Genomic DNA, 21,592 nt, shown 5'->3' with positions numbered 1-21,592 from the left:
GTGAGGAATATGGTTCGTGAGTCTGTGAAGAACGAACGTGTTATGGAAGCGCAAGAATTGGGTGAGTTGGTTGAGAGGCTTCAGCATTACTGCCTGTTCCTGACCAAGAATAAATGGGATGGGGAAGACTTATGCCAGGAATCAATTTGCAAGGCACTGAAACATTACCCGGATCAGTCAAAGTGGAGTTCCCCTCTGTTGAAGAAAATGGCTTATCACGCCTGGGTCGATAAAATCCGTAAACAGAGTAAAGAAATGCTTGTGGATGCTCCAGAGAAAAGCATGGAAATAGGGAGCAACATTGATTTAGAACCACTTGAAAGATTGATATCCACCCTGACGCCAAAGCAGCTGGTCACACTCGTATTGAAAGAAGCCTTTCAATTTAAAATTTCTGAAATTGCATGCCTACTCGATACATCCGATACAGCCGTGAAGGCACTCCTTAGACGAACGCGATCCGGGGTAGACACGCTACACGAATGGGAAGATCCACATGATAATCGGGGATACTTCGAGAAAGCCCTTCAGGAAGAGATGTTGATCATTCTGCAGAAAAGTATCAGAGCAGAAGATCCAACGCCGCTCATTGAACAGTTCCCTGAATGGTTCCGAACACAATCCGAGCCGAAAATGGTTTCTTTCCCGTGTATTATACGAAGATCTTCTTCTCCTTCAAATGTCCTCTCAATGGCAGCATAAACGAGGAGGAGGAATGAAAATGAGTACCATCCCTTATGTAATCGAGCAATCTTCTAAAGGTGAACGGTCATATGATATCTACTCAAGACTATTGAAGGATCGGATCATAATGGTGAGTGATGAAATCAATGATCATATGGCAAACAGCATTGTCGCCCAGCTGTTATTCCTGGCAGCGGATGATCCAGAAAAAGATATTTCCCTCTATATCAACAGCCCCGGAGGCTCCACTTCGGCAGGTTTCGCCATCTTTGACACGATGGAATATATCAATCCCGATGTCAGAACGATTTGCACAGGCATGGCAGCATCCTTTGGTGCGATGCTCTTGCTCGCCGGCACAAAAGGGAAACGGTTCGCGCTTCCTAACAGTGAAATCATGATCCATCAGCCACTTGGCGGTGCGAGGGGGCAGGCGACCGATCTCGAAATATCGGCTAAGAGAATCTTGAAGCTGCGAGAACATATCAATGAAATCATTTCTGAGAAAACGGGGCAGTCTTTGGAGAAAGTTGCCCTCGATACCGATCGGGATTATTTCATGAGTGCCCAAGAAGCAAAAGTATACGGGATCATCGATGAAATCATTGAAAAGAAAAAATAGCGTGTTTTGATTTAGGGACAGGAGACTGTTCCTTTTTTTATGGGAAAATTTCGTCTTGTACCAAATACAGTGTGGTAATATTAGGTAAAAGAAAGGGGGATTTCAATGACTTTGAGCTTGTTATTCTTACTGCTAGTCGCCATTTTTATTGCGATGATAAGGAAAAATGGTCGACTTTATCAAATAAAATGGATCCACTCCATGAGTAACCATTCATGGTACTCTAGTCCATGGCTTGTTGGTTTGTTTTTATTTGCCGTAAATGTCGTGTTGTTCGGGGTGACAGGATTAGTGTTATTCGGGCTCTCCTTGCTGATGATTCCGTTTCTTCATTTGTTCATCATGCTCGGAGCGGTCATCATCAGCATCCTGGTGTGGATGTCCATTGCAACATCTCGAAGTTGGAAGAAATGGGATCGTTTGAAGATAGGATTCGTCGGCAGCAGCTTTTATTTGATACTGACCATCTTTTTCTTCTATCAATGGGCATCTGTGGAACCGCGGTTTCCCGGAGATGATACGTTCATGACTGCGCTTGGTTTTATGGTAGTGGCAGTCGTCACTGCGGTCGCATTCGTTACATGCTTCAGCATGCTTTTCTTTACAAAAAGAGAATAACCTACCTATTGTTGGTGCCCCGCTCAAAATAGATGATTTGAGCGGGGCACCATGTGCATTTCTTTCATTCTTTTCCTCAATCCAGTATCCTTAAGGAAAAGCTACTAAAAGAGGGACAAGAATGAGGACAATACATAGCGACATTATACAATTCAGAGGAAGTCATTATGATTTTGGATATATGCAGGGAGAAGCGATCAGGGATTCCATCACCGTCAGGAACAGGGACAATCAATGGAAAGTGAGGAAACCCCGTTTTTCCATTGATGTAAATGAAACAAAGGAAGTCATCACCCGTTTTGCACCGGGCATCTGGGATGAACTGCTGGGCCTCCAGGAAGCGCTCGAATGGCCGATGGAGAAGGTTTTACAGGAATTCGGGGGATACCGTGTGGATTATGAACGATCGGGATGTTCAATCCTGACTGGAGATAATTATTTGATCAGGAACTATGATTATCATCCCAAAACGTACGAAGGGCGCTATGTTTTTTACCAGCCGACAGATACCGGTTATGCGATGATCGGACCGAGTCAGCGGGTGACGGGACGGATGGATGGAATGAACGAAAAGGGCCTCGCGATAGGCTATAATTTCATGCATCGAAAGAATCCGGGTGACGGCTTCATCTGCTGCATGATTGGAAGGCTTGTCCTGGAGTCCGCAGCTTCAGTGGAAGAAGCGGTGGACCTTTTAAAAGAAATTCCCCACCGGCATTCGTTCAGTTATATTGTGCATGATAAGAGCAGTCAAACCTTCATCATTGAGACTTCGCCGCGCGGGGTCCGTGTGAGGCAGTCGAATGCGTGTACGAACCATTTCGAAATGATGGTAGAAGAAAATCGGAATCACCTCGTCGATTCCAAGCGAAGGTTAGCCATCATGGAAAAGGAAAGAGAAAATCACAACGACGTGATGGATGCATTCAGGCTTTTGAACGATCGTGACCGTGGCGTCTTTTCGGACTTATATGGAAGCTGGGCAGGCACGATTCATACGTCAGCTTATTTACCCTCGGAAATGAAGGCTTGGTTTGCCCTGGGGGGAGATCGTGAGCCGATTGTGTTTGATTTTGCTGAGTGGATGAAGGGAGAAGATGTTGCCCTTGATCGAATCACTGGTGAAGTGGATACGGATATCCCGTTCGTTCATATGGATGAGGGCGCGGATTGGTTTAAAAGATGATGCTAGGCTATATAAAAAAGGAATCTTGGCTAACAAGCCAGATTCCTTTTCTTGCTTATATAAACTTTACGATATCATCAAACGGTCTGCGAGTTTTAGGGGCAGGATCGTTTACTCGGTAACCAAACGCACACATGACTGAAATGCTGAAATGACCGTCATCAAGCAAGCCTTCTTCTGCTAACAGATCATTCATCTTCTTGATGTCGAACCCTTCGATCGGACAGGAGTCAACACCGATCTGAGCGGCTGCCGTCATCATATTCCCAAGGGCGATATACGTTTGCTTCCCGGCCCAGTCCAAGAGCGGGCGTTCGCCGTCAAGAAGGTCAAAGTCCTCTTTCTGGAACTGTTCGATTCTTTCAAGGTATTTCTTTAAGTGCTCGTCCGGCATGTTTTTATTTTGTTTGAAGTGATCGACTAAATACGCTGAATCATATTTAGTATCCAGTTTCGTCCGTGACAGGATGATGATAAAGTGGCTCGCCTCAGGTAGTTTTCCATAGGCTCCCCAAGCTGTATTCTTAATCTTCTCACGAAGCGTGGAATCTTCGATGACAAGAAATCTCCACGGCTCAAACCCGAAGGAGCTCGGAGACAAACGTCCGGTCTCCATGATGAAACGGAAATCTTCATCGGACACTTTCTTATCAGGGTCGAATTGTTTCGTAGCATGCCTGAATTCATATGCCTCAAGAATTTCTTGTTTTACTGCTTCTTTATCACGCATTTGGATATTCACTCCTATTTCTTATTGATTAAATACACTCATTAAACGTATCATAAGTAGTTCAGGTGTTCACATGATTTGCTTCCGAAATACACATGTGAAACCATACTACTAGGTATGTCCATCCATCTACTAAGTATAAACCTAATGGGAGAGAAATAAGGTACGTCCCGCTGCGCTTTAAAGTGGTAAAGGATACGGAAGGGGGATGAATATGAAAGAACGTCATTTTGATGAGTTGTTGAATATAAAGACTGAGCAGGATCAGATGGGGATGCCGAGGTCGATACACTATAATCGGTATGAACCCACTCCGTATGGTGCCCTGCAGGAATTGTTCCAGGTTTACGAGTTGAAGGAAAGCGACCGGGTCGTGGATTTTGGCAGCGGGAAAGGACGCCTCAATTTCTTTATCCATTATTTGTTTGGATCGACCGTGATCGGGGTCGAGATGACTGAACAATTCCATCAGGAAGCGGTCGAGAACCGGAAGAATTATTTGAAAAAGAATAACGGAGGGAGAGGCGGAATCGAATTCCACTGCTGCCTCGCCGAGGAGTATGAAATCCAACCCGGTGACAATGTCTTCTATTTCTTTAATCCATTTTCTGTCCAAATCTTTATGAAAGTCATCAATCATATCCTGTTCTCTATAGAAAGTTCCCCCCGGGATATCGAAATTGTCTTGTATTACAGTTCGGATGATTACGTTCATTATCTTGAGAATCATCCGCTATTCGAATTGAAGAAAGAGATCAAGTTATCAGGAGAATATGAGCATAACGTGTACGAGCGGTTTTTGGTTTATGGGATGGCGTATTGATACAGGTATGTTGGGTGCCAGGCACTGATTGTCGGTTTTGTGCCAGGCACAAATACCCTCGATTGTGTCAGGCACCGAAAGCCGGTTTTGTACCAGGCACCGAGGCGCATCGGCCACCCCTACCGCATCCCTAACACTACATCCCAAATAGTCGATCATCCACTCTCAAAAAAAAGAACCACCCATAAGGGCAGTCCTCGTCATTTCTCAACAGCTTCCAGTAAAAAGTCCACAATATGAACCGCACGCATCTCTCTAGAAAGTCCTTCGCGCTCGATCCCAAGCTTCATTTGCAGCAGGCATCCCGGGTTTGCGGTGACAATCGTCACCGCATGGGTGGCAGTGGCGTTTTCCATCTTGTGATCAAGGATCTTCATGGACATTTCGGACTCCACAATATTGTAAATGCCTGCGGAACCGCAGCAGTGATCGGCTTGTTTCATTTCCTGATATTCGGCTCCCTCAACGGATTGAAGAAGAAGGCGTGGTTCGATAAAGGTACGCTGGACGTTGCGCAGGTGACAGGAATCCTGATACGTAATTCTCTGTGATTCCACACGCATCGGTACTTTTTTATGAAATTCCAATTCTACTAGGACCGAAGAGATATCTTTGATTTTCTCTTTGAAACTTGTTGCACGTTCCTTCCACTCAGGATCGTCCTTCAATAGGTGGTCGTAGTCTACAAGGAAGGCGCCGCATCCGCCGGCGTTGGTGATGATATAATCGGCGCCGGCGTCTTCAAATGCTTTTATATTCCTTTTTGCCAGGTCTTTGGCGCCGGCCTTCTCCCCGCTGTGACCGTGAAGCGCGCCGCAACAGGTTTGACTTCTTGGGATGACGATATCGCAGCCTGCCAGCTGCAGGAGTTTCGTTGTGGCATTATTCGTTTCCAGGAACATAGTATCCATCAGGCAACCGGAGAAGAAAGCGACTTTTTTCTTCCTTTCACCAATAGAAGGGAGGGATGATGGACGGTTTTTCATTTCTTTCAGTTTTGGAACCTGGGGGAGTACTCTTTCCATGACGGCCATACTCTCAGGGAACAGTTTCATGACCCCTGTGGCATGGGCGGCCTTCTGGATACCAGAACGCTGATAGATTCCGAGAAGGTGGGTCACCATCCTCATCCGACCCGGATGGGGGAATAATCCTTGGAACACTGTCTTCCTCAGAGCGCGTACAGGCAAGGAATGCCTTTTATTCTGATTGATGATGTCCCGGGCTTCTTCCAATAGATGACCATAATTCACGCCAGAAGGGCAGACGGGTTCACATGCCCGGCATCCCAGGCAAAGGTCAAGCGTCCTTTCCACATCTTCATCCGGCTCGATCACCCCGTCGACCACCGCCTTCATAAGGGCGATCCTGCCACGCGGGGAGTGTGATTCCTTGAAGCCCGACTCGATATAGGTGGGGCAGGAGGGAAGGCAGAACCCGCATCTCATACAATTCAGGAGCTCGTCTTGGTCCATACGCTCCTTGAACCCTTCTTGGATCTGTTGTCTTTCCTTGGTTGTCGTCATCGTGATATCACCACTCGTTTTCTTGATTCTTTTGCAAACACTTTATTCGGGTTCATAATATTATTCGGGTCGAACGACTGCTTGATCAGTTTCATAGCGCCAATTCCTTCAGGACCGAGCTTCCATTCCAGGTAGGGTGCCTTCATCATCCCGACCCCGTGTTCACCGGTAATCGTGCCGCCAAGTTCGATTGCGTGAGCAAAGATCTCCTCAAAAGCAGCCTCCACACGTTCCATTTCATCTTGGTCCCTTGCGTCGGTTGCGACGGTAGGGTGAAGATTACCGTCTCCCGCATGGCCGAACGTACAGATCTTCAAGTCATGTCGTTCTCCGATTTCATTGATGGCTTTGACCATTTTGGCGATTTCAGAACGAGGGACCGTCGCGTCTTCCAGAATGGTCGTCGGTTTCAGGCGTGCCAGTGCTGAAAGGGCGGATCGGCGGGCTGTACGAAGAGCTTCGGCTTCCACGTCGGTTGCTGCCAACTGGACGGATACGGCCCCATTTTCAAGACAGATCTCTTCCATCCGTTGCATATCGCGTGCCACCACTTCACTTGGACCGTCCTGTTCGATCAATAGCACAGCCTTTACATCAGTGGGCAGCCCGATCTTGGCGAAATCCTCGACGACCTCCAATGTCGGCTGATCGAGGAATTCCAGGGTGGCCGGGATGATCCGGTTTGATATGATGCTTGATACGCTTCCCGCGGCTTCTTCGATATCCTGATAAAGGGCGAGCATCGTCTGTTTCGTTTCCGGCATGGGCACGAGCTTCAATGTCGCTTCCGTAATGACGCATAGTGTCCCTTCAGATCCCACGAATAAGCGCGTAAGGTCATATCCAGCAACGTCCTTTGCAAGTTTTCCGCCGGTCCGGACCACATCGCCATTAGGCAGGACGGCTTCCAAAGCCAGGACGTAATCGCGTGTGACCCCATACTTCAAGCCCCTTAAACCACCGGAATTCTCATTGATATTACCGCCGATTGTTGATATTTTCATAGAGCTCGGGTCAGGCGGGTAAAACAGACCTCTAGACTCCACTTCATGAATCAGGTCGAGCGTCACGACTCCGGGTTGGACGGTTACCGTCAAGTTCTCTTCGTCAACTTCCAAAATCTTATTCATATTGGTGAAAAGCAGCACGATGCCGCCTTCCGTCGGACACGTGCCAGCACATAAATTGGTGCCGGATCCCCTTGGGACGATGGGAATGCCGTGTTCATTGCACCTTTTTACAATATCCGCTACTTCCCCTGTGGAACGGGGGACGATGACGGCATCGGGCATCGATTGGAAGTTCGGGGTCGCGTCATAGGAATAGACTAGCCTTTCGGCAGGGCTGTCCCGGTAATTATCTTCGCCGACCAGTTCAATGAATTGTTTCTTTAAAGAGGTAGAGATCATTTGAATAACCGCCTTTTTTAAAAATGATTGAAGAAAGACAGACCTTTAGAAAGGTCCGTCCCCCTGGATTGGATTAGTTTGAAGTGTGGAAAGCTGCCACTGCATCACGTAAATGCCCTGCATGTGTTTCGAGCAAATTCAAAGCGTCATTGCCTTTCAGGCCTGTCATGATCTGAAGGATGGCCGCTTTGGTGTTGTACTGCTGTTCGGCCAATGCTGAGCTTGCTTCTTCTTCTGAAACCCCGGTTGCAGTTTTCACAATGTTTACAGCTCGTTTGCGCAGTTTTTCATTTGTCATCTGGACATCAACCATAAGATTGCCGTATACCTTACCGATCTTGATCATGCTTGCAGTTGTGAGCATATTCAGTACCAGTTTCTGTGCAGTGCCTGCCTTCATCCGGGTGGAACCGGTCACGACTTCCGGACCGACAATCGGAGCGATTGTATATGCTGAAATCTTCTCCATTTCGGAGTCCTTACTGCAGACGACGGATACCGAAGCAGCACCGATTTCGTTCGCATATTCCAAGGCACCGATTGTATAAGGGGTCCTACCGCTGGCCGCAATCCCGACTACGACATCTTTTTCAGTCAGCTTAAGATCGACAAGGTCTTGTTTACCTTGTGCGTTGTCATCTTCAGCCCCTTCAATTGCTTCAGTGGTTGCTTCCTTGCCTCCGGCGATGATGCCCACGACCATTTCAGGGTCCGTTCCATAGGTAGGGGGACACTCTGATGCATCCAATATGCCGAGGCGACCGGAAGTACCCGCACCTGTGTAAATCAGGCGGCCACCTTCATTGAAAGCTTGTACAATCCGGTCAACGACAGCGCTGATAGCAGGGATTTCCTTCGCAATCGCGTTCGGTACGAGAAGGTCTTCCTGATTGATGACCGTTATGATGTCCTCTGTTTCCATCAAGTCGATGTTGAGTGTTTTCGGATTCTGCTGTTCTGTGTTCAATTTCGTCAGATTCATCTTTTTTCCCTCACTAGTAATTTGAATTTTCCTCCCGCTTTGATTTCCTGGATGAGAGGAAGGTCTTCGGTGGCGACTTCAGCGATGACATTCACCTTATCATCTTTTGGTAAATCATTTTTCACAATCTGCAACTCGCCTGAATATCGACCATAAAGCTCGTTATCGACCGTCACGACACCAACACTCCGCTGGACTTGGTTACAGGGGGGGATGGGCGTGCCAGCCTCGGCGTAAGAACGGGATTCCACTGATCGGATCACGTCCCGAGCCGGGTCCATCCGATTAGTATGGACTGTGTCAAGGAGCTTGGAGTAATCATGGTCAGTCACTAATTCAACCGTTAGGGGAATGACCCCTTCCGTGATCATGCTTAGCTCCTTCATTGTGTCCCCCTTTGCAGAAATGTCCCCGATAACGATTTTGTCTGTGAATCCTGCGTACTTTAATTGGGCTGCTGCAAGGGAAGGGGAGGCGTGACGATGCTGTTCAAGTGTAGGCAATCCTTCAAAGATTGGAGGACGTAACGCATCATCGCCCGGCACAAATGCCATGGTGGTGAGACCTTTTGATTTCAGCATCTTATTACGTTCAATTAGAAAATCAAGGCCGAGCCCTGTTTCAGGACGCGGATAGAAATTATGCCACGCTTCGACGTTGTTCACATTCAACCCTTTTTCAATCAAGCTGTCAAGCTCTGTTTCAGAGACCGTGCTCGCGTTGATTGCAGTCTTCATCGAATATGAAAGGGCCACGATTTGATCTGAAGAGAATCCATAATCCACCCTGATCCCCGCTAGTCCCCAGTCGAGAAGTTCTGGAAGTGAATCCCAATCAAGACCCAAATGTCCGAGTGACGTTGGCGAAACGTCCGCCATCAACTCCATGCTATATGTACGGGCCAAGCTTCCCAGCTCCTGAAGAAGTTCTTTGTAGGTGCCTGGGTCGTCTTCTGGGATATGAAGGGACGTGAAGATGGACCTGAATCCGTATGTGGATGCTTTCCTGACCCATTCAGCATTCTTTTCCCTGTTTTCTTCTTTTAGATAGATTGAAATTCCAAGCATGTTCATGATTCACTCCCTATATGAAAAAACGTAAAGAAGGAGGGGAATCCTCCTTCTTTACTATTATATGAAACTACTTAAATATCCTTTGCCATTTCGTCTTTGAAACCGAACATCCATGTAAAGAGGAAACCGAACACGTAAGCAATCAGGACGCCGGCAAGATACAAGAGGATCTGACCGTCTTCCATAAGGAAGGCAAGCGGGATTCCGGATACACCGATCGCGATGGTGGCTGTTTTAAAGACTGCTTGGAAAGCACCCCCAACGGCTGCACCGAGACATGCCGTGATGAACGGACGTCCAAGTGGAAGTGTGACACCAAAGATCAGCGGTTCACCGATTCCTAAGATCCCGACAGGAAGTCCCCCTTTGATCACTTTTCTCAATCTCTGATTCTTTGTTTTAAAATAGATGGCGAATGCGGCCCCTACTTGACCGGCACCCCCCATGGCGAGGATCGGGAGCAACGGATCATTTCCGATTGTGTTGATCAGTTCCATATGCACCGGAGTCAAGCCTTGGTGAAGCCCAGTGACAACAAGCGGAAGGAACGTTCCTGCAAGAATCAATCCTGCGAAGAAACCGCCCATATCGATCAATCCAAGCAAACCTTCGGTGATTAAATCTGAAATGAATCCTCCGACAGGCTGAAGGACAACGAGTGTCGCGAATCCTGTTATCAATAATGATAGAGTCGGAGTGATGATGATATCCAAGGCAGAAGGGACGACTTTACGGATTCTCTTCTCAAGGAATGCAATGAATACGGCAGCTAGCATGACGCCGATCAAACCGCCTCGTCCGGGGACAAGGTCTTCACCGAATAACGTGATATTGGCAAGTCCGGGATTGATGATCAAGATACCCGCGGCCCCTCCAAGAGCAGGGGAACCTCCAAATTCCTTCGCGGTATTGATACCGACGAACACACCCAAGTAACCAAACAGCCCCCAACCGATCAGGTTGAGTATTTCGATCAAGGTCGATTCAGGGTTCACACCAGAACGGACAATGACGTTCGTGATTCCTGCAATCAAGCCTGAAGCAACGATGGCAGGAATCAACGGAATGAAGATACTAGCAATCTTTCTCAAAAATAATTTGAAAGGCGTGGCGTTCTTTTTCTTTAAATCTGCTTTCGTTCGTTCGGCGAGACCTTCAAAAGAGAAGTCCTCTTCCTCATCGACGGACGAAACCGACTTTCCGGTTAATTCAGATACTTCGGTGGCCACTTTCGTGACAATGCCAGGTCCGAGGATGATCTGGATGGTCTCAGCTTCGACGACACCTAATACCCCGTCTATCTTTTTGATGCCGGCTAAATCGACCTTGCTCTCATCGAGCGGTTTCACACGCAGGCGGGTCATGCACGATTCGAGTGCACCGATATTGCTTGGACCGCCGAGAAGCTCGGTTATTTCTTTGGCCAATCTTTCTTCCTTCCGCATAAAATTCTCCCCTTTTTAATAAAAATGTAGTAAAAATATGAATTCGCTTACAATGTATCATATCAGCTGTTAGTATAGATGTCTATACCATTTTATTAAAGAAAAGAACAAGTATTACAAGCATTTTTAAAAAAACTCACCCTGGGGGAATGGTTTCCCCAGGGTGAGTTTTTATCTTAATCGTTCGATATTCATCTTGTATTTGTATTTATCCCCTCGATACGTCGACTTCACAAGCTCAAACGGTGCCCCGTCTTCAAGGAACGTCTCGCGTTGGATGAACAGGACAGGATCACCGGCATCGAGCTGCAAATGTTTAGCATCTTCTTCTGTCGCGGCCGATGCTTCAAGAGATTGTGTGGCGTGCCCGAGCTTTATCCCATTTTCCTCTTCGGCATACCGGTACAATGAGCTCGATAATACCTTCTGGCTGAGACCTGGAAGCAGCTTTACAGGTATATAGCTTGTTTCAATCGCCATGGGCTCCCCATTTGCGAGCCGGATCCGTTTGATTTTATATACTAGGTCATCCTCCTCCAAGGTGAAATGATCGATCAATTCCTCTGTAGGGCTGGATAGTTCAAAATGGATCAGTTTGTTCCCGGGATCGAGTCCGCGGCTCCTCATGTCCTCACTGAAAGAGGTGAGTCCATGGAGGGATTGTTCGAATTTTTTGTGAGAGACATATGTACCGCTCCCCTTTTTTCTGTAAAGGAGATTTTTGTTGACAAGGTTTGTGATGGCCTGTCTTACCGTCATCCGGCTGATGGTGAACGACTCTGCCAGCTCCCTTTCGGAAGGAAGCACATCGCCTGGCTTCAATTCCCCGGATTCGATCAGTGCTTTTATATGTTCTTCTATTTGGTAATACAAGGGTAAAGGAGACTTTTTGTTGACCAATTCTGCTGTCACCGTCCTAAAGTATTGTTTTATCGTTTTGCTTGCATCCATGAAATCGTTATAACTATCTTACCATCCGTTTCCGTTTTATGTCTATACCAGTTCGGGTTGGGCTATAAGGACTAGGTATCGACATTGGAGTAATGATCAGTGATTCCTTGTAATTTGAAGATCGAAGAAGCCCCAAGTCACTGGGCGTATGTCCCGGAATTGAAAATCATCGACTAATCCAGTTACCCCTGGATAAAGGTATTTCGTTCACTTTCACGGAATTTTTCATTTTCAATCGTGTAATTGGTATAGACAACTGTTGTGTTCAAATGATAAAGTCACATTAGATAAAGTTATTACGGAAGGGGAATATGAGGATGAGCATCCCTAATGCTTTGATCATACGAAATCAAAGAATCCATGCAGGTCATGGAGTCATAGAAAAAGGGTTTATTAAAATTGTGGATGGGGTCATTTCTGAAGTCGGTGATATGAATGACCTCCAACATGATGAAGATTTCCGGGACATCACTCTGCCCCAAAATGCCATCGTGATTCCCGGCATGATTGACGTTCATATCCATGGGGTGAACGGGGCCGATACGATGGATGCGACGAAAGAGGCACTCGATACGATTGTTTCGACACTGCCGAGAGAAGGGACGACAAGCTTCCTGGCGACGACGATTACGGAGTCCACCGAGAAAATTGAAGCGGCGCTTGCTAGTACGGGAACGTATATCGAGGAGAACCAAAAGGCAGGAAAGGCAGAAATACTCGGGATTCACCTGGAAGGTCCCTTCATCAACAGCGGAAAGGCAGGGGCCCAGCCGATTAACCATATTGCAAGACCAAGTGTGGAACTCTTCGGGCAATGGCAAAAGACTTCCAGGAATCATATCAAACTCGTAACGCTGGCTCCTGAAATGGACAAAGGTCATGAATTGATCGGGCATCTTCAGCGGGACGGAATCGTTGCGTCAGCAGGCCATTCCAATGCCACATATGACGAAATGTGTAACGCGATTCATCACGGGCTTACGCATGTGACACATGTATTCAACCAAATGTCGGGTTTTCACCATCGTGAACCGGGAGTCGTGGGTGCTGCTTTCAACCGTGATGAACTGATGGTGGAATTAATCTCCGATGGCATTCATGTCAGGCCGGAAGTAGTGAAGATCGCATTTCAACAGATAACGGATGAGCGGATGATTCTCATTACGGATTCCATGAGGGCCAAATGCTTGAAAAACGGCCAGTACGACCTTGGTGGTCAGACGGTGACTGTCAAGGATGGTAAGGCGCTACTGGATGAGGACACTCTTGCCGGAAGTGTCCTGAAGATGGACGCAGCCTTCAGGAATATACAAGAATACAGTGGCTGTTCGTTTCAAGAAGCGGTCAAGATCACATCTGAAAACCCTGCCAGACAGCTTGGTGTTTTTGATCGGAAAGGAAGCATCGATCGCAATAAAGATGCCGATCTTGTGATCCTCGATGATAAATTGGAGGTATATATGACAATCTGTAAAGGACAGATCGCTTATGTGAGAGAGGAGGGTGACAAGTGAGAATCATCGAAGCAGCCAATTACAAAGAAATGAGTGTTAAAGCTGCACAGCTTGTCATTGAAAAAGTAAGAAGCTCCGACTGTATGACGCTCGGCCTTGCGACAGGTGGAACACCGAAGGGACTTTATGAAGAACTGATCCTGGATCACAGGATGAACGGCACATCTTATCAATGTGTGACAACTTTTAATTTAGATGAATATATCGGATTATCAAAAGATGATCCCAATAGTTATTATCAATATATGTACACTAATTTCTTCTCGCACATAGATATCCCACTCAAGAATACGCATATTCCGTCGGGACAGGCAGTGGATGTCCAAGCGGAATGCAAGCGTTATGACTCTCAGGTCAAAGACTCTGGCGGGATCGATCTGCAAATCCTCGGTATCGGTGAGAATGGCCATATCGGGTTTAACGAACCTGGAACGTCTTTCAGTTCAGGGACGCATCTGGTGGAACTGACTTCTTCTACAAGGGAAGCGAATGCCCGTTATTTCTCCTCATTCGATGAAGTGCCACGGCAGGCAATCACAATGGGGATTTCAGGCATCATGAAGAGCAAGGAGATTCTCCTGCTCGTTTCAGGAGTCTCGAAGCAAGATGCGATGAAGAAGCTGTTCGAGGGACAAGTGACCGAGAAATTCCCGGCTTCCATCCTTAACGAACATGGGAACGTCACGGTCATAGCTGACACGGATGCACTAAAATTGGTCAAACCTTCGCGATGACTCGTGAAGGTTTTTTTCTATTGTGCTAGAAATAGTAAGAAGGGTGAATTCGCATACATATGGTCCCTGCTACATCGACAGCCTGGATCCATTATCATTTTATAGGAGTATAGAATGTTAGCGTTCTCCTATTTTGACCATAATAGAATCATGATTAGAAGAGGTGAAGTACTGATGTACAAAGATGTATCAATTGATGAATTATTGATGGCAGACCATGGGGACTTTGTATTTGTGGATGTCCGTTCCCCTTCGGAATACAACGAAATGACAATACCGGGAAGTTACAATATACCGGTCTTCGATGACGAAGAAAGGGCGGAAGTGGGGACGCTTTATAAACAAGTAAGTAAAGAAGTGGCAACAGACAGGGGATTGGAACTATTCTCTGCGAAGCTACCCCGGTTTGTGAAGCAATTCAGGGAACTCGATGGAAAGCCGGTCGTTTTCTGCTGGCGCGGGGGCATGAGGAGTAAAGCGGCAGCAACCTTCCTGGACTTGATGGGAATCAGTACCATCAGAATCAAGGGGGGAGTGCGGGCATATCGGAAGTGGGTCATGAGTCAGATTGAGACCCTGGAAATGAAGCCTAAGGCTTTTGTACTCAATGGGGGGACCGGTACGGGAAAGACCGCTATCCTTCATGAGTTGAAGAAACAGGGGTTCCCGGTCCTCGATATCGAGGGGATGGCGAATCACCGAGGCTCCGTGTTCGGTGCAATCGGTCAACACCCCATCAACCAAAAGACGTTCGATTCACTACTCGTAAATGAAGTCAATCAGCTTAATTCATCGCCATACGTATTGTTTGAGGCTGAAAGTAAGCGTATCGGGAAGGTCCTGCTCCCATCTTTTCTGATGAATAAAAAAGAGCAGGCCATTCACATCTTCATCGAATTACCGATTGCGGAGAGGGTCTCTCACATCATGGAAGAATATCGGCTGCATGAGCATCATGAGGAGTTTGTGGAAGGGTTCAGGCAGATCAAGCGTCGCATTCATAGCCCGATTGCCAACAAGATCGAAGAAGAGTTAAAAGTGAAGAATTATCATATGGTCCTCGAATATCTTCTCCAATACTATTACGATCCGAGGTACATACACACGGCAGAAAAGTACGGGGAAGACCAGAAAATCATACTCAAAGCGAATACGATCGAAGAAGCTGCCAAAGCGGTGAGGAATTTCATGACTAGCCAACAAACCCAGGTGGGGAATAGCTGACATCGGGGAAGGAAGCTGTTGTCGAACTCATTCACTATTTCCCGGAAAATGTCGAGTGAGATGGCTAACAAAAAGAGATGTCACCTTTGACTTCCCTCATGTAATAGTTTTCTTCGGAAAAATAGTTGACCTTGTAGTGCGCTACATCGTTTATCATAAGTACGTGAGAGGTGGCTCAGTATGTATAAGATAAGTGAGTTTTCCAAAATGACGGGACTCAGCAAGGAAACACTCCGTTATTATGCCGACATTGGCTTGTTGGAGCCGGTCCATATCAATCCCGATAATAACTATCGCTATTATGACAATGGTTCTTATCTTGTGGCAAGATTACTGGTTCACTTGAGGCGATTTAACTTCAGTATTCAAGAAATGCTCGAAGTAGTAAGGGATGAGTCCTTTGATAACCTTGAAGCCTTGATCAGGCAGAAAAAGAGAGCACTGCAAAAAGAGGTGCAGAGGATTCAAGGGATCATAGATGAGATGGATGACTTTTTCGAATTCGAATCAAGGGGGGAGCACGATGATTGAATGGCACGAAGAACGCGTCATTCCAGTGAATATTGAAGTGATCTGGAACTTGTTTGCACTTGAAAACATTCAGCGCATCATGCCGAACGTCATTGAAAATAAGGTATTGGAAAGAAAAGAAGGCGTGGTGGGTTCGAAGTACCAACAAAAATATAAAGAGGGTAAGCGGATCGAAACCTATGTGGTGGAAGACCTGGAATATGAAAATACGCCTGAAAGGAAACATAATAAGATCGGGTTCACCCTGGCAAAGGCTTTCGAGGTTGAAGCAAGCTTCACTTTGGTGAAGTTGAACGAGGAAGAAACAAATCTCATTTACAGCGGACAGAACCGAGGCCTGAACTTCCTGGGGAGAGTCCTCTTGAAATTAGGTGGGGAAAAGAACAACAAGAAGGTCGTCACGGATTTCATGGACAGAGTCGAAAATGAAGCATTAAAAGAAAAAGGCAACCAATAACCCTATGCTATGTAGGGTTTTTTATTTTGTCTTCAAAGATGGTTTCATCCCTGCGGAAAAAGGGAAATCCATCCACACATAGAAGAAGGAATACCTTTACATTAATACGTAAAGAACAAGCGGTATTTCATGGGTGAAAAAAATTTTTTTAAAACAGAAAAAATCACATAAAAATTCAAAAAAATTAATAACTATGTAAGTCGGCGAACACATTTTTGAAAACGATTTCTTTATTGAAATAACAAGCTTTTAAAGTTTTTGAAAATTTAGTAAAATAGGCAATTCCCTTTCCTCATCTCTTTTCAATATTCCCCATCTTAAGGTGCTAAAAGGCTCAAAACCGTTAACTAAATTTTTCGTTTTTTCTAAATTTCATGATATACTAACGAAAATTAAGAAAATTCGATAAAAGGATTTTATTATCTTTCAATAATAGTAGTTTAGAAGAGGGGGACGTTATGAATGAAAAATAATCTTCCTGTGGCGCAAGGGCTTTACGACCCGGCGCATGAACATGAAGCATGCGGTATTGGGATGATTGCCAATATAGACGGCAGAAAGTCACACAATATCGTCCAAAACGCCATCAATATCCTATGTAACCTCGAACACCGAGGCGGGCAATCCGCGGATACAAGCACTGGTGACGGTGCCGGGATCCTCACTCAGATTCCTCACAGATTCTTCAAAAAGCAATGTGAGAAAGAAGACATCCATCTGCCTGGTGAAGGCGAATACGGGGTCGGAATGGTATTCCTTCCCGAACATTATGAATCAAGGATCCAAAGTAAGGAACTATTCGAACGCATCATCGAAGAAGAAGGGCAGAAGACGCTGGGATGGAGACCAGTACCGATCAATGATTCATTTGTCGGGAAAGTCGCATCGAAATCGAAGCCATTCATACGTCAAGTGTTCATCGGTGCCTCGGAAGACATGAAGACCCGGATGGACTTTGAGAGAAAGCTATACGTAATCAGAAAACGAATCGAGAAAGAAACATCACAGATTGAGGAACTGAAGGATGTATACTTGTGCAGCCTATCTTCCACGACCATCGTCTACAAAGGGATGCTCATCCCAGAACAGCTGGATTCCTTTTACATCGACCTCAATCACCCTGAGTTCCAATCCGCACTAGCCTTGGTGCATTCACGCTTCAGTACGAATACATTTCCTAGCTGGCAGCGATCACACCCTAACCGATATACCATCCATAATGGAGAATTTAATACTTTGCGTGGAAACGTCAATTGGATGAGAGCACGCGAACAGCTATGTCATTCGTCTGCGTTCAGCGAGGAAGACCTTGAGAAGATCCTTCCGGTCATTGATGAGACGGGCAGCGACTCTTCCATGTTCGATAACGCATTCGAATTCCTGCACCTTTCCGGAAGATCCCTCGCACATACTGCGATGATGATGGTACCGGAGCCATGGGAGAACGATGAGACGATCCATCCGAAGAAAAAGGATTTTTATGAATATCACAGCTGCCTGATGGAGCCGTGGGACGGCCCAGCGGCACTTGTATTTACAGATGGAAAACAAATCGGGGCATGCCTTGACCGGAACGGACTCAGGCCTGCAAGATATTATGTCACGAAGAACGGCATGATTGTGCTCGGCTCTGAAGTCGGTGCCCTGGATATTTTCGCGGACGACATCGTCTATAAAGATCGCCTTCAGCCAGGGAAGATGCTCCTTGTCGACCTGGAAAAGGGGAGGATGATCCCCGATGAAGAAATCAAGCTTAGGGTCGCAAATGAACAGCCTTACAGGCACTGGCTGAACAATCATAAAAAAGAGTTAAAAGATCTTCCGGAATCACCATATGGTTCACGCAGCTTCACTTCGGATGAAGTCCTCATCCAACAGCAGGCTTTCGGTTATACAACAGAGGAAATCAATAAACTCATCAAACCGATGGTGACGGACGGGAAAGACCCGGTCGGCTCGATGGGGTATGATTCGCCTCTTGCAGTACTTTCTAAAAAACCACAGCTTCTTTATAACTATTTCAAACAGTTATTTGCCCAGGTGACGAACCCGCCGATCGATGCCATCCGCGAACAGATCGTGACCTCTGTCGGGACGACGATCGGTGCAGAAGGTAACCTTGTCGATCCCGGTCCGGAAAGCTGCAGGCACATCCGACTGGATACGCCGATCCTCACGACCGAGGAGCTGGAAAGGCTGCGCTTCCAAAATGAAGAAGGATTCAAGGCCGTCACGCTATCCACCTTGTTCAACGTCACGGATGAAGAGGATCAGCTTGAAGGCGCGTTGGACAGATTATTTGAAAGAGCCGATCACGCTATCGAAGAAGGAGCCACGCTTCTGATCCTATCAGATAGAGGGGTGACGAAAGAACGGGCGGCCATCCCTTCCCTTCTTGCCGTTTCCGGTCTCCATCAGCATTTGATCCGTCAACGTTCACGAACCAAGGTCAGCCTGCTGCTTGAATCCGGGGAACCGCGTGAGGTCCATCACTTCGCTACACTTCTCGGATATGGCGCAGAGGCCATCACGCCATATTTGGCCTACGAATCGTTGCGTGACCTGATCAATAAGGGTGAGCTTCAGCAAACGACTCATAGAGAGGCCGTCAAGATGTATGTGAAAGCAGCAACCGACGGCGTCATGAAGGTTCTATCCAAGATGGGGATCTCGACCATCCAAAGTTACAGAGGTGCGCAGATCTTTGAAGCCATCGGGATTCATAAGGAAGTCATTGATAAATACTTTACGCGCACAGCCTCAAGGCTTGGGGGAATCAAGCTCGACATCATCGAGAAAGAAGTGCTGATGAGACATCGCAAGGCTTATAGCGGACGGAAAGATCCGAATCGCACACTCGAGTCGGGTGATGAGTTCCAATATCGCAAGAATGGGGAAGACCACCAATACAATCCAAATACAATCCATACACTTCAACATGCGTGCAGGACGAACAACTATGAAACGTTTAAGAAATATTCGAAGATGCTGACGGACGAGAAGCAGAATCTCCAATCCCTCCGTGGCCTGCTTTCATTTAAGGAAAGACAGCCTGTCCCGATCGAAGAAGTCGAATCGGTCGAAGAGATTTGCAAAAGATTCAAGACAGGTGCGATGTCGTTTGGGTCGATCAGTCAGGAAGCCCACGAAGCGCTGGCGATCGCCATGAACCGGATTGGAGGCAGAAGCAACTCCGGTGAAGGCGGAGAGCATCCAAACCGTTTTACCCGGGATGAGAATGGCGATCTGCGACGCAGTTCAATCAAACAGGTTGCTTCCGGTCGATTCGGGGTGACGAGTCACTATCTTGTCAACGCCGATGAAATCCAAATCAAAGTGGCACAGGGCGCGAAGCCTGGCGAAGGTGGACACCTGCCTGGTAAAAAGGTTTATCCGTGGGTTGCCGAGGTGCGCGGGTCCACTCCTGGGGTGGAACTCATTTCACCTCCCCCTCATCATGATATTTATTCGATCGAGGATCTTGCAGAGTTGATCCATAACTTGAAAAACGCGAATCCTCAAGCAAGGATCAGTGTGAAACTGGTATCGGCTGTCGGAGTCGGTACGATTGCCGCGGGTGTTGCAAAAGGCCGTGCCGATGTTGTTCTGATTTCAGGATATGATGGCGGGACAGGGGCTGCACCAAGAACGAGCTTGAAGCATACCGGCCTGCCATGGGAAATCGGTCTCGCAGAAGCACATCAGACCCTACTATTGAACCGTCTCAGGGATCGAATCGTCGTCGAGACTGACGGGAAAATGATGACCGGGCGTGATGTGGTTGTGGCCTCCCTTCTCGGAGCAGAGGAATTCGGCTTTTCAACGGCACCTCTCGTGGTGCTTGGCTGTGTCATGATGCGTGTCTGTCATATGAATACATGTCCAGTCGGGATTGCGACACAGGACCCAGAGCTTCGTAAAAAATACATGGGGGACCCTGAGCACGTCGCGAACTTCATGCGTTTTGTTGCACAGGAAGCCCGTGAGTTGATGGCACAACTCGGTTTCAGGACGATCAACGAAATGATCGGACGGACGGATGTCCTTAAAACGAACGAAGCCATTAATCATTGGAAAGCAAAGGGCCTTGATCTTTCCGCGCTTCTTTATCAGCCGGATGTACCTGAGAAAGTAAGCAGGTACGCCGTCAGGAAACAAGATCATGAACTCGAGAAAACGTTCGATTACCAAGAGCTGATCCCGAGATGCCGTAAAGCGATTGAAAACAAGGAACCGATCGAAGTATCGACAGCCATCCGGAATATCAACCGAGTGACGGGTACGATGCTCGGAAGTGAAATTACAAAGCGTTACGGTGCGGAAGGTCTGCCTGAAGATACGATCCGTTTGAAGTTTACCGGTTCTGCAGGACAGAGCTTTGGTGCTTATATCCCTAAAGGTCTGACTTTGAGGCTAGTGGGGGATGCGAATGATTTCGTCGGTAAAGGGTTATCAGGCGGTAAAATCATCGTCCATCCAGATCCGACTTCCACGTTCGTCCCTGAACGGAATACCATCATCGGAAACGTCTCCTTCTACGGAGCCTCAGCTGGGGAAGCGTATATCTACGGGATTGCCGGAGAACGCTTCTGTGTAAGAAACAGCGGTGCGAATGTCGTGGTGGAAGGTGTCGGAGATCATGGCTGTGAATACATGACCGGCGGGAAGGTCGTCATCCTCGGCCGGACTGGTCGCAACTTTGCAGCTGGTATGTCTGGCGGGACCGCATATGTATTGGATGAGGACGGTTCATTCAGTTCCCGCTGCAACAGGGAGCTTGTCCTCCTACAGCCATTATTCGACCCGGAAGAAACGAAGGAAGTGTACGACCTGATCCAAAATTACGTGAACTATACGAATAGTGCCAACGGTAAGAAAATACTCTCCAATTGGGACGCCTATGTATCAAGATTCGTACGGGTAATCCCTAAATCTTATCTGAAAATGAAACAAAGGATTTCAGAACTGGAAAGCAACGGATTGGAGAAGTTCGAGGCTGAGATGACGGCATTTGAAGAAAGCACGAAAGTATTGGAGACATCTAAATAAAATCAGCAAAGCCCCCGCGGTCGTTTTAAATTCA

18 protein-coding genes are annotated in these 21,592 nt (G+C 47.0%); 11 read left to right on the top strand and 7 right to left on the bottom strand.

Features of this window, described 5'->3' with window-relative positions; genetic code table 11:
• Window positions 1–9: 9 nt before the first annotated feature.
• The 4 genes from LCM10_RS11830 (at window position 10) to LCM10_RS11815 (ending at window position 3,110) form a co-directional block, all read left to right on the top strand.
• The gene (locus LCM10_RS11830) at window positions 10–702 is read left to right on the top strand and encodes a sigma factor-like helix-turn-helix DNA-binding protein (RefSeq protein ID WP_224876484.1); all 693 of its coding nucleotides are present in this window, start codon (window positions 10–12) and stop codon (window positions 700–702) included.
• A gap of 19 nt (window positions 703–721) precedes the next feature.
• Window positions 722–1,306: an ATP-dependent Clp endopeptidase proteolytic subunit ClpP gene (gene clpP, locus LCM10_RS11825; RefSeq protein WP_224876483.1), complete on the top strand. Its 585-nt coding sequence runs from the start codon at window positions 722–724 to the stop codon at window positions 1,304–1,306.
• 105 nt (window positions 1,307–1,411) lie between these two features.
• Window positions 1,412–1,924 (top strand): hypothetical protein, encoded by a 513-nt coding sequence (locus LCM10_RS11820; protein WP_224876482.1) that lies wholly within the window; start codon window positions 1,412–1,414, stop codon window positions 1,922–1,924.
• 121 nt (window positions 1,925–2,045) lie between these two features.
• A complete protein-coding gene (locus LCM10_RS11815) occupies window positions 2,046–3,110 on the top strand; it encodes a C45 family autoproteolytic acyltransferase/hydolase (protein WP_224876481.1) in 1,065 nt (354 codons plus the stop codon).
• 55 nt (window positions 3,111–3,165) lie between these two features.
• Here the strand turns inward: LCM10_RS11815 and LCM10_RS11810 are convergent, their stop codons facing one another.
• On the bottom strand, window positions 3,166–3,840 hold the full coding sequence (locus tag LCM10_RS11810) for an NAD(P)H-dependent oxidoreductase (RefSeq protein ID WP_224876480.1): 675 nt from the start codon (window positions 3,838–3,840) through the stop codon (window positions 3,166–3,168).
• A gap of 214 nt (window positions 3,841–4,054) precedes the next feature.
• Here LCM10_RS11810 and LCM10_RS11805 point away from each other — a divergent pair, with 214 nt between their 5' ends.
• Window positions 4,055–4,663 carry a methyltransferase gene (locus tag LCM10_RS11805; protein WP_224876479.1) on the top strand — a complete coding sequence of 203 codons (609 nt, stop codon included), beginning with the start codon at window positions 4,055–4,057 and terminating at the stop codon, window positions 4,661–4,663.
• 200 nt (window positions 4,664–4,863) lie between these two features.
• Here LCM10_RS11805 and LCM10_RS11800 read toward each other — a convergent pair whose 3' ends face one another.
• The 6 genes from LCM10_RS11800 to LCM10_RS11775 all read right to left on the bottom strand — a co-directional run bounded on the left by LCM10_RS11800 (window position 4,864) and on the right by LCM10_RS11775 (window position 11,998).
• Window positions 4,864–6,189, bottom strand: a complete 1,326-nt coding sequence (locus tag LCM10_RS11800) for a (Fe-S)-binding protein (protein WP_224876478.1) — start codon at window positions 6,187–6,189, stop codon at window positions 4,864–4,866.
• Complete coding sequence (gene glcD / locus LCM10_RS11795; protein ID WP_224876477.1) at window positions 6,186–7,598, bottom strand: glycolate oxidase subunit GlcD; 1,413 nt, start codon at window positions 7,596–7,598, stop codon at window positions 6,186–6,188. Before glcD ends, LCM10_RS11800 begins: the two co-directional genes overlap by 4 nt.
• 73 nt (window positions 7,599–7,671) lie before the next feature.
• Entirely contained in the window at window positions 7,672–8,580 is a 909-nt protein-coding gene (gene murQ / locus LCM10_RS11790) for an N-acetylmuramic acid 6-phosphate etherase (protein WP_224876476.1), read from the bottom strand.
• A complete protein-coding gene (locus LCM10_RS11785; RefSeq protein WP_224876955.1) occupies window positions 8,577–9,647 on the bottom strand; it encodes a DUF871 domain-containing protein in 1,071 nt (356 codons plus the stop codon). The genes murQ and LCM10_RS11785 overlap by 4 nt, the downstream gene beginning before the upstream one ends.
• Window positions 9,648–9,724: 77 nt before the next feature.
• Window positions 9,725–11,098 carry a PTS transporter subunit EIIC gene (locus LCM10_RS11780; protein ID WP_224876475.1) on the bottom strand — a complete coding sequence of 458 codons (1,374 nt, stop codon included), beginning with the start codon at window positions 11,096–11,098 and terminating at the stop codon, window positions 9,725–9,727.
• A gap of 171 nt (window positions 11,099–11,269) precedes the next feature.
• Window positions 11,270–11,998, bottom strand: coding sequence for a GntR family transcriptional regulator (locus tag LCM10_RS11775; RefSeq protein ID WP_224876954.1), 729 nt, complete (start codon window positions 11,996–11,998; stop codon window positions 11,270–11,272).
• 368 nt (window positions 11,999–12,366) lie between these two features.
• Between LCM10_RS11775 and nagA the strand changes: the two genes are divergently transcribed.
• From nagA to gltB, 6 genes are all read left to right on the top strand, one after another.
• Entirely contained in the window at window positions 12,367–13,563 is a 1,197-nt protein-coding gene (gene nagA, locus LCM10_RS11770; protein WP_224876474.1) for an N-acetylglucosamine-6-phosphate deacetylase, read from the top strand.
• Complete coding sequence (gene nagB / locus LCM10_RS11765; protein WP_224876473.1) at window positions 13,560–14,297, top strand: glucosamine-6-phosphate deaminase; 738 nt, start codon at window positions 13,560–13,562, stop codon at window positions 14,295–14,297. Before nagA ends, nagB begins: the two co-directional genes overlap by 4 nt.
• Before the next feature lie 114 nt (window positions 14,298–14,411).
• On the top strand, window positions 14,412–15,521 hold the full coding sequence (gene mnmH / locus LCM10_RS11760; protein ID WP_318247492.1) for a tRNA 2-selenouridine(34) synthase MnmH: 1,110 nt from the start codon (window positions 14,412–14,414) through the stop codon (window positions 15,519–15,521).
• A 180-nt stretch (window positions 15,522–15,701) separates the two neighbouring features.
• Window positions 15,702–16,052: a MerR family transcriptional regulator gene (locus LCM10_RS11755; RefSeq protein WP_224876472.1), complete on the top strand. Its 351-nt coding sequence runs from the start codon at window positions 15,702–15,704 to the stop codon at window positions 16,050–16,052.
• Window positions 16,045–16,509: an SRPBCC family protein gene (locus LCM10_RS11750; RefSeq protein WP_224876471.1), complete on the top strand. Its 465-nt coding sequence runs from the start codon at window positions 16,045–16,047 to the stop codon at window positions 16,507–16,509. Before LCM10_RS11755 ends, LCM10_RS11750 begins: the two co-directional genes overlap by 8 nt.
• 462 nt (window positions 16,510–16,971) lie before the next feature.
• Window positions 16,972–21,558, top strand: a complete 4,587-nt coding sequence (gene gltB / locus LCM10_RS11745) for a glutamate synthase large subunit (RefSeq protein WP_224876470.1) — start codon at window positions 16,972–16,974, stop codon at window positions 21,556–21,558.
• Window positions 21,559–21,592 lie beyond the last annotated feature (34 nt).

The sequence above is a fragment of the Rossellomorea aquimaris genome (genome assembly GCF_020171925.1).
Lineage (GTDB): Bacteria > Bacillota > Bacilli > Bacillales > Bacillaceae_B > Rossellomorea > Rossellomorea aquimaris_F.
The sequence above is the reverse complement of the archived record's forward strand: the minus strand, read 5'-3'. Positions and strand labels throughout refer to the sequence as shown.

Coding starts and splice junctions, on each gene's coding strand:
- LCM10_RS11830 (WP_224876484.1), top strand. CDS start 10: ATGGTTCGTGAGTCTGTGAAGAACGAACGTGTTATGGAAGCGCAAGAA.
- clpP (WP_224876483.1), top strand. CDS start 722: ATGAGTACCATCCCTTATGTAATCGAGCAATCTTCTAAAGGTGAACGG.
- LCM10_RS11820 (WP_224876482.1), top strand. CDS start 1,412: ATGACTTTGAGCTTGTTATTCTTACTGCTAGTCGCCATTTTTATTGCG.
- LCM10_RS11815 (WP_224876481.1), top strand. CDS start 2,046: ATGAGGACAATACATAGCGACATTATACAATTCAGAGGAAGTCATTAT.
- LCM10_RS11810 (WP_224876480.1), bottom strand. CDS start 3,840: ATGCGTGATAAAGAAGCAGTAAAACAAGAAATTCTTGAGGCATATGAA.
- LCM10_RS11805 (WP_224876479.1), top strand. CDS start 4,055: ATGAAAGAACGTCATTTTGATGAGTTGTTGAATATAAAGACTGAGCAG.
- LCM10_RS11800 (WP_224876478.1), bottom strand. CDS start 6,189: ATGACGACAACCAAGGAAAGACAACAGATCCAAGAAGGGTTCAAGGAG.
- glcD (WP_224876477.1), bottom strand. CDS start 7,598: ATGATCTCTACCTCTTTAAAGAAACAATTCATTGAACTGGTCGGCGAA.
- murQ (WP_224876476.1), bottom strand. CDS start 8,580: ATGAATCTGACGAAATTGAACACAGAACAGCAGAATCCGAAAACACTC.
- LCM10_RS11785 (WP_224876955.1), bottom strand. CDS start 9,647: ATGCTTGGAATTTCAATCTATCTAAAAGAAGAAAACAGGGAAAAGAAT.
- LCM10_RS11780 (WP_224876475.1), bottom strand. CDS start 11,098: ATGCGGAAGGAAGAAAGATTGGCCAAAGAAATAACCGAGCTTCTCGGC.
- nagA (WP_224876474.1), top strand. CDS start 12,367: ATGAGCATCCCTAATGCTTTGATCATACGAAATCAAAGAATCCATGCA.
- mnmH (WP_318247492.1), top strand. CDS start 14,412: ATGTTAGCGTTCTCCTATTTTGACCATAATAGAATCATGATTAGAAGA.
- LCM10_RS11755 (WP_224876472.1), top strand. CDS start 15,702: ATGTATAAGATAAGTGAGTTTTCCAAAATGACGGGACTCAGCAAGGAA.
- LCM10_RS11750 (WP_224876471.1), top strand. CDS start 16,045: ATGATTGAATGGCACGAAGAACGCGTCATTCCAGTGAATATTGAAGTG.
- gltB (WP_224876470.1), top strand. CDS start 16,972: ATGAAAAATAATCTTCCTGTGGCGCAAGGGCTTTACGACCCGGCGCAT.